We start from the raw sequence: 14,257 nt of genomic DNA, 5'->3' as shown, positions 1-14,257 counted from the left end.
ATATATCAGTGCCTAAAAGTTTAATTTTTTCCTAAAGAAATTTTAACTTTTTTATAAAATTCAGAATAATTGGCCTCTGCAGGCTTGAAAACAGGAAATAAAATTGCGGGATAAAGTGATTCTTCGATAATTTTTATTATTATCAAACGATGAAATCTTGGAACGCTGTGAAATGATCAGAAAAGTTCTCTCCACTACGTTGCGCTTCGGTCGAGATGACGGACAGAGGAATACCTGTCGAGATGATGGACGGTTGAGCGCTTCTTGAGAAGACCAGCGGCGGGCTTTCATTGAAATGCAGCAGGTTAATCTTTGGTTGAGGAACTGCGACGAAGCTAAGCTTGGCTTAATATGCGAAGTAGCAATCTTATTTATCCCTTAAACTCTTTCCTCAATATTTTTAGCGCATCATAAATGGTGTTGTAAGCCGTTTTAATACTTTGGCTCGTTTGTTCAGCAATCTGCTCGTAGCTTAAACCCTCAAAAAACTTTAAATGAATCAGTTGTTTCTGACGAAAAGTGAGTTTCTCAAGCGCGTTTTTGAGTTGGTGTTTAACCAGTTCATCGCTTTGCATCTTTACCATAAACTCCTCATAACTCATTTCCATCCAATCTCCATCGGCACCAGCGTTCGAAAGTGCGTCGTTAATTTTACGTTTTCGCTCGAGGATTCGCAAGAGTTTGCGTTTTAAAAAGGTTCGAAGATATGCCTCTACATTATCTACCCGATTGAGTGTTTCATGCTTTTCCCAAATGGTGGTAAAAACCAGATCCGTAGCTTCGCTGGAAGTATCTGCATCGGCACAAACCCGAATTCCAAAATTTACGAGTGGATAATAAAGAGTTCGGTAAAGATCAAAAAACGCATCTCTGTCGCCAGAACGAAGTCGTTCCCATAACAGGTGATGCGTTAATTTTTCGTTCATTTAGGATGAGTTGTTGTTAAAACAATATTAACTAAAAACATCAAGATTATTAAGACAGAAGCCGCAGATTTACAGATATAATCGAATTAAAGTGCAAAACGGCAGCTTCGAAATGAAATTATAAAAGCGCTATTTCAACACACTTTTACTGAAAATATGATATTCGCCTGGAGCCAAAGTCGCCGTGTAAGCGTTAGAAGACAAGTTAATGTTGCTACCAACTGCATCAAACCACGATCCGGAAGATCCGAAATCAATGTTTGCAGTTTGATTAACTACATCAAAGTTGCCAACAACAATTACCGTATTCGAATCCTCTATAAGCTTGATATATTTAGTCCCTCCAGCTAAACTATAACTTGAATTTGCCGTATTAAAAATAGAATTGTTCTGTTTCAAACGTATAAATTTTGCATAGGCATCAAACAGCGTCTTCCGGCTAGGATCGGCGAAATATTCCCATCTAATGGGTTTTTCGCCAGTTCTTCCATTGAAATCGATACTGACATCGTAGCCCAATTCACCGAATTGCCACACCATTTTGGGCCCGGGAATAGCCAATAGAAAAGCTGCCGCCATTTCTTCTCTTTTTAAAGAGATAGCTAAATTGCCTTTGATTGAATAAGCACCAGCGGCATTTCCATAGGTGAAATTTTTAAAATTTAAGCGCTCTTCATCGTGACTTTCACCATAGGTAACCAGGTTCTCTGATTTTGAAAAACCATGATTGGCATAAAATCCCCATTGGAAATTGGAATTCCCTAACCAGCCCATGGTGGCTTCATTTATGTTGTAGTTTATGTTGTTCCAAAGCATCATCCCATCGTCAGCCAACACTTTTTCTTCTGTCGCATCAGCAAAATGTTCCAAAATAACATAGAAATTATTGGGGTCGATGCTTTTGATATAGTTATTGTATTCTTTCCAAATCGCAATTCTGCTTGCATCATAAGCACTCATGTTAGCATCATCTGTAGAAATTTTTTGGGTGAAGCCTTTTGACAAATCAAATCTAAATCCATCAATTTTGTATTGCTGCATCCAGAATTTCATCACATCTTTCGAAAACTTTTTGGTTGCTGCACTTTCATGATTAAAGTCGTACCCTACATTATACGGATGTTTCGCATCAACATTAAACCATGGGCTATTTAAAGTAGGTTTCGAATTATCAAAATACATTTGTACCATTGGCGATTGACCAAAAGAATGATTCAAAACGAGGTCTAAAATCACAGCAATTCCTTTTCCATGACACTCGTCGATAAAGTTTTGCAATGCCGTTTTGCTTCCATAATATTTATCCGCAGCAAAGTAAAACGAAGGATTGTAACCCCAGCTTAAATTTCCTTCGAACTCGTTTACCGGCATTAATTCGATGGCATTGATGCCTAAAGTTAATAAGTAGTCGAGTTTGGTTAACGTAGAAGCATAGCTGTGATCAGTTGTAAAATCGCGGATCAGCAGTTCATAAATAACCAAATTGTTTTTTTCGGGTCTAGAAAAGCTTGCGTTTTTCCAGGTGTAAACCGGTTGATTAGCCTGCATCACACTCACAATTCCCGTAGTTTTTCCTACCGGATAAGCTTTCAGATTTGGATAAACAGTTGCAGATATATACTTGTCATTATCCGGATCAAGCACTTTTTCGCTGTAAGGATCGGCAACCTTTAATTTGCCATCAATAAAAAATTGATAAGCATACTCGGTATTCGGATTTAGGTTGTCTACCTGAATCCACCAGGTGTTACCATCTGCAGTTTTTTTCATCACCGAAGCCGTTGCAGACCAATCATTAAATTCACCAATAAGTGAAACTGAATTTTTCCCAGGCGCATAAAGCGTTACAATTGCCGAAGTTCCGTTGTTAATGAAAGCGGCACCATCTTTTGCGCCCGCAGGTAAATCTACCGAGGGTTGGGTCGGAATTTCTGTTCCGCTCTCTGTTGAAGATTTTTTGCACGAGGTATTAAATGCTGTAACCAGCAGTAACAGGTAAATAATTTTTTTCATTTGGTTAGGGATTAAGGGAGTTTTACCATCGAGCACACAGAGCGTTTAACAGAGTAAACAGAGCAAAATATTCAACTCTGCTTACTTTGTGAATTTTCTTTTTGTTCTCTGTGGTTACAAATTATTTGCAGAGTTATTAGACCGATCTATTTTCTTCAATAGCCAGTTCTGAAGCTAATGTTTCATCTGTTTTCTTAGGCTCTCTGATAAATAGATAACAAATAATAGCGGCTAAAATCATTAATACGCCACCCAACTGAACCGCTAAAAGCCTATCATTATTTAAAACATTACGCATTAACCAGCCGAAACCCAGTGATGCAATGATCTCAGGCAAAACGATGAAGAAATTAAAGATCCCCATGTAAATACCGATTTTATCTTTTGGTAAAGAACCACTGAGCATGGCATAAGGCATTGAAAGAATACTTGCCCAAGCGATACCAACACCAGTCATACATAGGTAAAGCATATTTTTATCATGTACCCAAGCCACGCTGATTAGTCCAAGTGCGCCACAAAGCAAACAAATGGCATGAGTTGTTTTTCTGCCCAATGCATCAGCAATTTTAGGTAACACCAATGCAAAGAGGAAGGTAATAACGCTGTAATAGGCAAGGGTTAAACTACCAAAATCTGCTCCCTGGGCATATACAGGATCGGCAGCATCTTTGCCACCAAAAACATTTACCGCCACTGCTGTAGTGTAATAAAACCACATTAGAAATAAGCCTGGCCAGGTAAAAAATTGTACAAGAGAAACAATTTGCATACGCTTAGGCATGTTGCTTAACGCATGAAAGATCTCTTTTGCACCACCTAAAAAACCACTGCTGTTTTCCTTCAACTTCTCTTTAAAATCGGGATCTCGTGGTGGATATTCTTTGGTGGTAAAAACCGTCCACAATACTGCGGCGAAAAAGAAAAACGCACCGATATAAAAAGAGAATTTTACATTCTCGGGAATCTGACCTTGAGCCGCTGTATTCTGTAAATCAAAAACATTGTTCATCAACCAAGGTAAGGCCGAAGCTACACTTCCACCTAAACCGATCATCATGCTTTGCATAATAAAACCGCGATTTACCTGGCTATCTGGCAATTTATCGGTAACAAAAGCACGGAAAGGTTCCATCGCAATATTGCCAAATACATCTAAAACCCAAAGTAAGCCCGCAGCCATCCACAAAGCGCTGCTGTGTGGCATAAAAATTAAAGCGATACTGCTTACAATTGCCCCAATCATAAAATAAGGCCTTCTTCTCCCCCATTTCGGGTGCCAGGTTCTATCACTTAGATAACCAATTATAGGCTGAACCAACAAACCCGTTAACGGGGCAGCTAAAAATAATAGCGGAACCTGATCGGGGTTTGCGCCCAGGTTTTCGTAAATACGCCCCATGTTGGCACGCTGCAAATCCCAGCCAAACTGAATTCCGAAAAACCCGACACTCATATTGATAATTTGTGCAAGCGTTAGTTTCGGGTTCTCGAATATTGTTTTTAAGCTCATTATATTTGGTTTTTATTTAACCGCAAAGTACGCTAAGTGAATAACGCAAAGGCGCAAATTTTTTTATTGCAATTCCTCGGTATGCGTCCTCACAGACCGAAATGTAAATTTACAATGGTCTGTGAGACATGGTCCATCAAACTCATCATTCTAAAATTCTATTACTTGTGACGAAACTGGTGCAAGTTTAACGGGTATAGTTGTTCCTGCTGGTATGTTCAGTTTTGTATCCGTTAATAATTCCGTAACCGGAGAGGAATTCTTAACTTTCAATACCTCTTCAGGGATTTGGATATTGGTCTCCAACGTTAAATTTCTATCGAAATTTGCCACTACCAACAAACGTTGCCTACCAGAGTAACGAATGAAAGCATACATCCGGTTATTCATGTTTCCGCTTTGAGGAATCTCATAGATTTCGCCGTTCAATACTGCATCACTTGCCGATGTGACTTTCAAAAGCTGTTTGTAATAAGCTCTTAAATGTTGCTGGGCAGCATTAAGTTTATGTCCATCAAACAAGCCACCATTCATCCATTTTTGATGATTTGGAACACCCCAATAATCAAAGATAGTGGTGCGGTTGTCATCTCCGCCATAACCTTCTTTACCTTTTCCCGGTTCTCCAACTTCCTGTCCGAAATACAACATTACCGGACCAGCACCTAAGGTAGCCGAAACCACCATTGCAGGTAGCGCAAGTTCGGCCTTGCCCGCAAAGCCTGTAGATGCAATCCGTTCTTCATCGTGGTTCTCTAAAAAGCGCAACATTTTTTTTCCAAAGCCAGCGCTTTCTTTCTGCCACACGTAACGAATAGCCGACACATCTGCCTCGGGTTCATTTCTAATCAGCTTTTTTAAGCCATCGTATAAACCCACTTTATCGTATAGGTAATCAAATTTTCCTTCGTCTAAATATTGTTTATAAACCTGAGGATTGTAAGCTTCACCTAAGAAAATCAAATTAGGATTAACTTTTTTAACCTGTGGAATAACCCAATTCCAAAATGCAATAGGAATCATTTCGGCCATATCGCACCTGAATCCGTCAACACCTTTATCCGTCCAAAAAACTAAGATATCTCGCATCTTCGTCCAAACCGGAGGGATGGGATTAAAATATTCTTTTCTTCCGTTTAAATAATCCACGCCATAGTTCAGCTTAACGGTTTCGTACCAATCGTCGTATTTTGGAGCAGCAGTAAACGCATCATTGCCAGTAGCCTTTGCCGGGTTTTCGTCGAATTTTCCATCTTGAAGAATAGAAAGCGGCGTCTCTTGTCCGTTCGTAGGCACTACAAGTGGCTGACCAGGGATGTAATAAAAATCATTTTTTGTGCTGAAAGCTTTAGTTACCTCGTCATTAGCGCCAAAGTCGATAACTTTTTCTGGTTTGGAATAAGAATGGTAACCTCTGGCTACATGGTTTGGAACAAAGTCGATAATGACCTTTAAATTCTTTGCATGTGTTCTTTTCACCAACGCTTCAAATTCCTGCATCCGGTTTTTTACATCCACCGCTAAATCAGGATTTACATCATAATAATCGCGGATTGCATAAGGCGAACCAGCTCTTCCTTTCACCACGTCAGCATCATCAACCTTAATTCCATAATTCGAATAATCGGTTAGGCTTGCATGTGCAATAATGCCCGTGTACCAAACGTAATTTACATGCAACTCTTTGATCCCATCTAGCGCCCTATCTGTGATATCTTTAAACTTGCCAGAACCATTTTGCTCAATGGTTCCGTATGGGATGTTGGTGGTATTCTTGTTTCCGAATAAACGGGGCAATAACTGATATATAACGATTTGCTTATCGTTCATACTTTTACTCTTTTTTTGTGCAAAGGATGATTGTGAAATTAATAAAAGGGAAACCGCAATTATACAAGCTATCGCATTAAGATTGCTTCGTTCCTCACAATAACGAGGAGTCGAAAACAATTTCAATACATTTTCCATTTTATATTTTACCTCTACAATCATACCAACTCCGCATTATTTACTTCGATTTTTGCGTTTCCAGACAGTTTATAAAACTGATTTCTGATTCCGATTTCTAAATCAACAGCGTTATTATTTTTAATATTGATGCCGTTTTCAGTGATATTTATTTTTAAAGTTGCTCCTCTGAAACCAATGGTAAACGAGAACGATTTCCACTGCTTTGGTAAGAAAGGATTAAACTGCAATTTGCCATCGCGAACACGCATACCGGCGAAACCTTCTACTACACTCATCCAGGTTCCGGCCATCGATGTAATGTGTAAGCCATCTTCCGTATCGTTGTTGTAATCGTCCAAATCTAAACGGGCAGTACGTAAGTAGAATTCGTAAGCACGAGCTTCATCATTTAATTTAGCGGCCAAAATACTGTGTACGCAAGGCGATAATGAACTTTCGTGAACGGTACGTGGCTCATAAAAATCGAAGTTTCTTCTGATAGTTTCCAGGTCGTAATCCTCTTCGAAGAAATACAGTCCTTGCAAAACATCTGCTTGTTTAATAAATGGAGAACGCAAAATCCTATCCCAACTCCATTTCTGGTTAATTGGTCGTTCACTTGCTGGTAAATCCTTAACTAAAGTTTGCTCTTTGTCCAAATAACCATCTTGCTGCAAGAAAATGCCTGAATTTTTATCCTCCGGATAATACATTTTCTCGATGATATCTGCCCAATCAGCAAATTCCTGAGCATCGAAATTTAAGCTTTTTAATAAGCTGTTATATTTTTCTGGTTGCTGATTTTTCACAATTTCCGAAGCTTGTGTTGCATACTTCATGCACCAGGTTGCTAATAAATTGGTATACCAGTTGTTGTTTACGTTGTTCTCATACTCGTTCGGACCAGTAACACCAAGCATTACATATTGCTGTTTTTCGCCGCTCCAGTTAACACGCTGTCTCCAGAAACGGGCGATGCCGATGAGCACTTCCAAGCCAAAATCTGATAAATAACTTTCATCTCCAGTATAGCGGATGTAGTTGTAAATTGCGAATGCAATAGCTCCATTGCGGTGGATTTCCTCGAAAGTGATTTCCCACTCATTGTGGCATTCTTCGCCATTCATGGTAACCATCGGATACAATGCAGCGCCATCTTTAAAACCCAATTTCGCCGCATTTTCAATGGCTTTGCCCAATTGTTTGTGGCGATAAACCAATAGGTTTTTGCTTACTTCTTGCGGAGCAGTGGCTAAGTAAAAAGGTACACAATACGCTTCGGTATCCCAATAAGTAGAACCGCCGTATTTCTCACCGGTAAAACCCTTCGGACCAATATTCAACCGATCATCTTTACCTGTATAGGTTTGGAACAACTGGAAAATATTAAAACGAATGGCCTGTTGCGCCGAAACATCACCTTCAATAATGATATCGCTTTCCTCCCATTTCGTGGCCCAGGCTTCAGTTTGTTCTTTTAATAACGTATCGAAACCTTTAGCTGCAGCTTTTGCAACAACTGCTTTCGCCTCTTTCAAAAGCGATTCTTTTGCATAATTTTCTGAAGATAAATTCGCTGCGATCTTAATCAAAGTGATTTCCTCATTCGCTTTTACCTGAACAGAAAAAGTTTGCCCAACGAATTTTTCTTTCCGAACAGCTTCCGGATTGATTGCCACTTTTTCAGCATTCTTATACAATTCAATATGGCTTCCGGTGCAAACTTCAAATTCAGTTTTCTTTGTTCTTAGTTTGATATAGGCCTCTGAGTCGGTAATTTCATCAGAAACCAAAGTCCAGAATTTCTCATCATAGTTGCTGTCCTGATTTTTGATATCGCCATCGATGAAAGGCATTAACGTGATTTTGCCCTCAAAGTTTACAGGCGTAATGCTGTAACGGATCGCTCCGACTTCATCATCGGCAATGCTACAGAAACGAGTTGATTTCACTTTAACAATTTTTCCACTTTTAAGTTTTGCTGTGAAAGTACGCTCCAAAACCCCGGCATGCATATTCAAAACACGTTTGAACTCGCTTACTTCGGCTGTTGCTAAATCCAAAATTTCATCATCTAATTTCACTTCGATACCTACCCAATTTGCCGCATTTAAAACTTTAGCAAAATATTCTGGATAGCCATTTTTCCACCAACCCACGCGGGTTTTATCAGGATAATAAACGCCTGCAACGTAATTCCCCAAAAGAGTTTCTCCAGAATAAGTTTCTTCAAAATTGGCACGCTGGCCCATACGACCATTACCCAAGCTGAAAATACTTTCTGAAATTTTATTTAAATGTGGATCAAAGCCTTCTTCGATAATACTCCACTCGTCTGCTTTAATGTAATTCTTCATCTTTTATACTTTCATCATTGCGAGGCAAGAAGCAATCTCCTATAGAGTGTACGTCCTCACAATTTTATTGAATTCCTTTATAGAGATTGCTTCGTGCCTTGCAATGACGGCACTTGCCATTTTATAACTTTTCTAAATCTTCAACCGTTAATTTATCTAACCCACTTACTACAAGGTCTGCCTCTGTAAGCACGCTTTTTTCGCCAATTCCTATGGCCTTCATTCCGCCACGTTTTGCAGCCTCAACGCCTGCAACAGCATCTTCAAAAACCACGCATTCATCAGGTTTGAAACCTAAAAGTTCTGCTCCTTTCAAAAATACCTCTGGATCTGGTTTTGATTTAGTAACCATATTTCCATCTACAATTTCATCAAAGAAATGAGCAAGATTGGTACGTTCTAAAATGATTCCTGAATTTTTACTGGCTGAACCCAAAGCCAGTTTATAGCCCGCCTGGTGAATAGCCGTTAAAAAATCAACCGTTCCAGGCAACACTTCAGCAGGATTCATTTTGGTAATCATATCTACATACCAGCTATTTTTCAAACTGGCAAGTTCTTCCTTCTCCGCATCGGTTTTTTGTACGCTACCCCAGGCCAAAATTTTATTTAAACTTTCTACACGACTTACGCCCTTAAGCTGCTCATTTTGTTCTTCTGTAAAATCGAAACCCATGGTATTGGCCAGGCGTTTCCAGGCTTGGTAATGGTAAACTGCTGTATCTACCAATACACCATCCAAATCAAAGAGACAGGCTTTAATTGAGGTTGAGGGTAGTATGTTTGATGTGTTTTGCATTGCTATTATAAAAATCCGTTGGCTAAAGCCGAACGGCAATGAATGAATATTAATTTAATTCTAAAACTAAGGTTGTTTTTGCTGGCATTTTAATTTCTTTGATTTGGATGCTTTCTCCCGAAATCACATTTTTGGCAGTAGTAATTCCAGTTGTTCTTTCTGCAAATCTCTCTGTATTGAGCGTTTTCTCTTTATCTGTATTATTCACGATAACCATTACCGTACCTTTTGCAGTAGCATTGTATCTAAAATAAACATACATATCATCTTCAGGTACAAACTGCATTAATTTACCAGTTTGTAAAGCTGGGCTATTTTTGCGGTAGTTGGCCAAAGTCTTCACAAAATTGAAAGCTTCGTTTTCTTTGTTTGTTCTACCATCGGCGATAAACTTATCTTTTTTATCCCCTTGCCATCCGCCAGGAAAATCAGAACGAACCAGACCATCAGGGGCAGAGAAATTTTTCATCAAAATTTCTGTCCCATAATACATCTGAGGGATACCACGCATAGTCAAAAGCATGGCTAAACCCATTTTATATTTATCAAAATCTTCATTCACTACAGAATAAAAACGACTCATGTCATGATTATCTAAAGCGATACAATTTAATGTGGGGTCTTTGTAAAGAAAATCATGGGCTACCACATCATACAATCGGTTAATACCATCTGTCCAGCCGTTTTTGCCATTCAAAGCCTCGTAAATCCCTTCTTTAACGGCCATGTCGGTAATGCCCGGCAAGTGCGTATCGAAACCACGATTAACGGTATTTCCACCCGTGAAGTAAGCTTGGTTGGCTACACCTGAAACAAATGTTTCGCCAAAAATGGATAAAGTCGGAAACTCAGCTCTCAGTTTAATTGCCCAATCAGCCATGTATGCCGGATCGTTATAGGGATAAGTATCTAAACGTAAACCGTCAATTCCCGCATATTCAATCCACCAAATATGGTTTTGCGTTAAATAATTTTGAACATAAGGATTGGTCTGATCAAGATCGGGCATGGATGGAACAAACCAACCATCTAACATTTTTTTACGATCAGCAGCAGATGCGTGAGTATCCATCACGGTTTGATCGCGATAACTGGTTTGTGTATATTTTGGCCATTGGTGTACCCAGCTTTTCATGGGCAAATCTTTGAAAAACCAATGACCCGTACCGATGTGATTATGGACCACATCTTTAATTACCTTCATGCCTTTTGCATGAGCAGCTTCTACATATTTTTTGTAAAGTTCGTTTGTTCCGTAACGGGGATCAATTTTGTAATGATCTGTTACCGCGTAACCATGATAAGAAGCCTTTTCCATATCATTTTCGATTTCTGGAGTCATCCAAACCGTGGTGATTCCTAAATCCTTAAGGTAGTCTAAATGATTAATTACTCCTTGAATATCTCCCCCATGGCGATAATACATACTATCACGGTTGAGTGCTGTTTCTGCTAAGCCTTTAACAACGTCATTACTTTCGTCGCCATTCGAAAAACGATCTGGCATTAATAAGTAAATAAAATCTTTTTGCGATACCCCCTGAATTCTGTCTGCGTTTTTATTGCGGTTCTTTAATTCGTAGTTGTAACTTAATATTTTTTTTCCTTTAACTGTGAAATTAATCGGGAACGTTCCCGATTTTACTGCTGAAGAAAGTTCTAAATCCAAAAATAGATAATTTGGATTTTCAACTTTGTTTACCTTAACCAGCTTTACACCTGGGTAAGTTAATGAGATCGTACTGGCAGCAATGTTTTCTCCATGAACAAGCAGTTGGAGTTTCGGATTGTGCATTCCTGCATACCAGAACAATGGTTCTATGCGCTCTACTTTTTGAGCAAAGAGGTTTGCACTTGAAAGAATTAAAAAAGAAAGTGCTATTAATTTTATTCTGGCAAAACGCCAATTATTGGAACGAGCATTAGAAAAGATAGGACGCTGAAGGATAGGTTGGGTTTTGATCATGCTAAAACTTTGAAAGATTGAAAAAGTCCCGTGGCGTTTACCACGGGACAAATTTTATAGATTAGTTTTTAACAATAGTGTAAATACCACCAGTTACTTTATCTCCTGTTTTAATAACAGTAAGCGTAATGGTGTAGTTACCAGCAGCGGTAACTTTGATGTTATCGCCACCTGTAGTAAGTGTTGCGCCACCACCTAAATTCACATCCCATGCATGACCGAAGCGGAATTTAAACTCGCCTACGCCTAATGTGGTTTTGATAGAATAAACTGTAAATTTCCCATCGTTCACACCTTTCATATCGGTATCGTTGTTCCATCCACCTGGTGTAGCATCACCTATAATTGACCACTCATTTGGTGTACCAAAAACGATTGTGTTTTTATTTAAGTCAACAGTTACCTGTTTCACAATTGCATCAGGAGATTTTAGGTTATCGCCGGCGCTTGAGCTAATTTTACCGCCACCAGCATCTCCATAAGCTACATCCCATTTCTTTGCAGGAGTAATTTTGAATTCTAAATTACCAGTAGTATAAGCGATCATACCAGTATAAACACCATTGCTTGACAGAGAAATTAAACTATCTGCAGTTGATGGATTCCAACCCTGGTAAGCGCCCGGAGCATAAATCCATGCAGATGCCAAATAAGGCGTAGCCGTTAATGTTACCACATTAGAGTATGTCAAATCGTTTACCGCAGCTCCTGATTTTAATCTCACCTCAACTTCTGCAGGTTTACCCACTAACCCGCCAAAAGCAAGGATCATATTATTCACTTCTGTAATAGTTGGGGCATAGCTTTTGGTGGTTACTACCACCTCTTTAGGCGTAGCAAAATTAGTTCCTTTTAAAGCGAACTGTAGCGTTGTATTTACTGGAACCACATAACCAGAAGAGGTAGCCAAGGGATAAGTTAATGTTGTTGCCGGTAACGCTCCGTTAGCTTGAATTAAATTTAATGCGATAGTTGAAGCGGTAAGCGTACCCGCCGCTGTAACATTAGAAACCGTTCTGGTTTCTTCTTTTTTACACGACCAAAGCGATACTGCAATTAAGCCTAAAGCTAAGGTTTTGAATAATTTTGATTTCATATCTTTCTATCGATAAAGATTAATAGCCTGGGTTTTGAACCAAATTCGGATTGGCAATCAAATCTGCATTTGGAATTGGGTATAAGTTGCGATAAGCAGGCACACTCGTTCCAGCTTTTACGCCGCCTTTAAATGGCCACAGGTAAGTAGAACCTGTAAATTTGCCATAACGTATTAAATCTGTACGGCGATGACCTTCCCAATATAATTCGCGACCACGCTCATCTAAATAAAAATCAGTAGTAAGGGCAGCGGCACTCACATTTCCTGAGGTATTGCCATAAGCCCTAGATCGTAAAGCGTTTACATAAGTTAAAGCTTGTGCAACGCTACCGCCAGAACCACCACGGGCAACTGCTTCCCCGTAAATTAAATATTGTTCAGCCAAACGAAATAGCGCAAAATCTAATGAACTGAACGTTCCATTTAAAGATGGTGGAGTGGTGTTAGTTGAAGTTATATTTTTAAATTTAGTAACTTTCAAGCCATCATTTGGTGCATCAATTGCATCGATTACGGCTTTAGTTCCGGCAAAAATTCCACGTTTATCTAAAGTACCATTTGGATCAGGGAATAAAGCCGGAAGATTTTGACGTGTACGATTACCTGCCCATCCGCCGTTAGGAACGCCGTAAGCAGTTGAAACCATACCAGCAGCATCTGGCGCTGTGTAAACCATTGCATTAATTAAAAAAGTTGTTCCGCCATAGTTTGTTCCATTAACCCCATCATAATTAATAGTTAAGATGTTTTCCGTATTGTTAATATTGTTATCAGCTAAAAACAAATCTCTATAGTTTGGTTTTAAAGAATAACTTGACGCAATTACCTTACTCGAGTAAGTAATGGCTTCCGTATATTTCGCAGTTCCGGTGTAAACTTGTGCATTTAAATATAATCTTGCTAATAATGCCCAATCCGCACCTTTATTTGCCCGTCCGTATTCACTTTCGGCACTTCCTGGATTGGCTAAATCACCTTCAATAGCTTTTAATTCAGATTCTACATATGCAAATAATGCAGCTTTGGTAGTTTGCTTAGGATTTACCTTTCCAATTAAATCATTTTCAGTTAAAAAAGGTGGGTTACCAAAAGCATCTAATAAAACCCAGTATTGAAAAGCACGTAAAAAACGGGCTTCAGCACGATAGCGTACAACATTTGTAGCATCTGCACCTGTAATGTTGCGACTAGCCAATTGTTCTGGTGTACTTTGACGAAGATATTCGTTAACTAAAGTAATTTGCGAAATACTTCTTGAGTATAATCCCCTTAAAAACTGGTTATCGGTTGACCAGGTAGAGTTATCCAGTTCAGGAATACCAGTATCGCCCCAATTACAAATTGCTTCATCCGTGGTTAACTCTTGACTGGTCCAGAATAGCCTTAAAAAATCTGCAAATCCTGCGTTTAAACCACCAACATCGCTGTTATCAGACCCTGAAGGACTAGTTAAAGCATAATTTGCATATAATCTAGCCAACCCTTGTTTGTATCCTGCTGGTGTAGCATAAACTACACTTTCTGTTACATCATTAGTTGGAAGTACGTTTAATGACTCTTTTTTACAAGAGTTTAACGACAGCAATACTACTGCCGAGGTTAATATTGTTTTAAATGAGTTTTTCATTTTTATA

General features: G+C 39.1%; 9 protein-coding genes. All 9 read right to left on the bottom strand.

Annotated elements, in window-relative coordinates; translation table 11 throughout:
* Positions 1 to 371: 371 nt before the first annotated feature.
* A complete protein-coding gene (locus tag AC3ITD_RS23165; protein ID WP_265800044.1) occupies positions 372 to 926 on the bottom strand; it encodes an RNA polymerase sigma factor in 555 nt (184 codons plus the stop codon).
* Positions 927 to 1,055: 129 nt separating this feature from the next.
* The gene (locus tag AC3ITD_RS23160; RefSeq protein ID WP_489362966.1) at positions 1,056 to 2,939 is read right to left on the bottom strand and encodes an alpha-amylase family glycosyl hydrolase; all 1,884 of its coding nucleotides are present in this window, start codon (positions 2,937 to 2,939) and stop codon (positions 1,056 to 1,058) included.
* A 136-nt stretch (positions 2,940 to 3,075) separates the two neighbouring features.
* A complete protein-coding gene (locus AC3ITD_RS23155; RefSeq protein WP_265800046.1) occupies positions 3,076 to 4,452 on the bottom strand; it encodes an MFS transporter in 1,377 nt (458 codons plus the stop codon).
* Between the two features lie 150 nt (positions 4,453 to 4,602).
* The gene (locus AC3ITD_RS23150) at positions 4,603 to 6,282 is read right to left on the bottom strand and encodes an alpha-amylase family protein (RefSeq protein WP_489362965.1); all 1,680 of its coding nucleotides are present in this window, start codon (positions 6,280 to 6,282) and stop codon (positions 4,603 to 4,605) included.
* Between the two features lie 158 nt (positions 6,283 to 6,440).
* The gene (locus AC3ITD_RS23145) at positions 6,441 to 8,759 is read right to left on the bottom strand and encodes a glycoside hydrolase family 65 protein (RefSeq protein ID WP_489362964.1); all 2,319 of its coding nucleotides are present in this window, start codon (positions 8,757 to 8,759) and stop codon (positions 6,441 to 6,443) included.
* Between the two features lie 121 nt (positions 8,760 to 8,880).
* Complete coding sequence (gene pgmB, locus AC3ITD_RS23140; RefSeq protein WP_489362963.1) at positions 8,881 to 9,558, bottom strand: beta-phosphoglucomutase; 678 nt, start codon at positions 9,556 to 9,558, stop codon at positions 8,881 to 8,883.
* 49 nt (positions 9,559 to 9,607) lie between these two features.
* Positions 9,608 to 11,524 (bottom strand): glycoside hydrolase family 13 protein, encoded by a 1,917-nt coding sequence (locus AC3ITD_RS23135; protein WP_489362962.1) that lies wholly within the window; start codon positions 11,522 to 11,524, stop codon positions 9,608 to 9,610.
* Between the two features lie 61 nt (positions 11,525 to 11,585).
* Positions 11,586 to 12,620 (bottom strand): SusE domain-containing protein, encoded by a 1,035-nt coding sequence (locus AC3ITD_RS23130; RefSeq protein WP_265800052.1) that lies wholly within the window; start codon positions 12,618 to 12,620, stop codon positions 11,586 to 11,588.
* A gap of 19 nt (positions 12,621 to 12,639) precedes the next feature.
* Entirely contained in the window at positions 12,640 to 14,250 is a 1,611-nt protein-coding gene (locus AC3ITD_RS23125; RefSeq protein ID WP_489362961.1) for a RagB/SusD family nutrient uptake outer membrane protein, read from the bottom strand.
* Positions 14,251 to 14,257: the final 7 nt, after the last annotated feature.

The sequence above is a fragment of the Pedobacter sp. KH_004 genome (genome assembly GCF_057840755.1).
The sequence above is the reverse complement of the archived record's forward strand: the minus strand, read 5'-3'. Positions and strand labels throughout refer to the sequence as shown.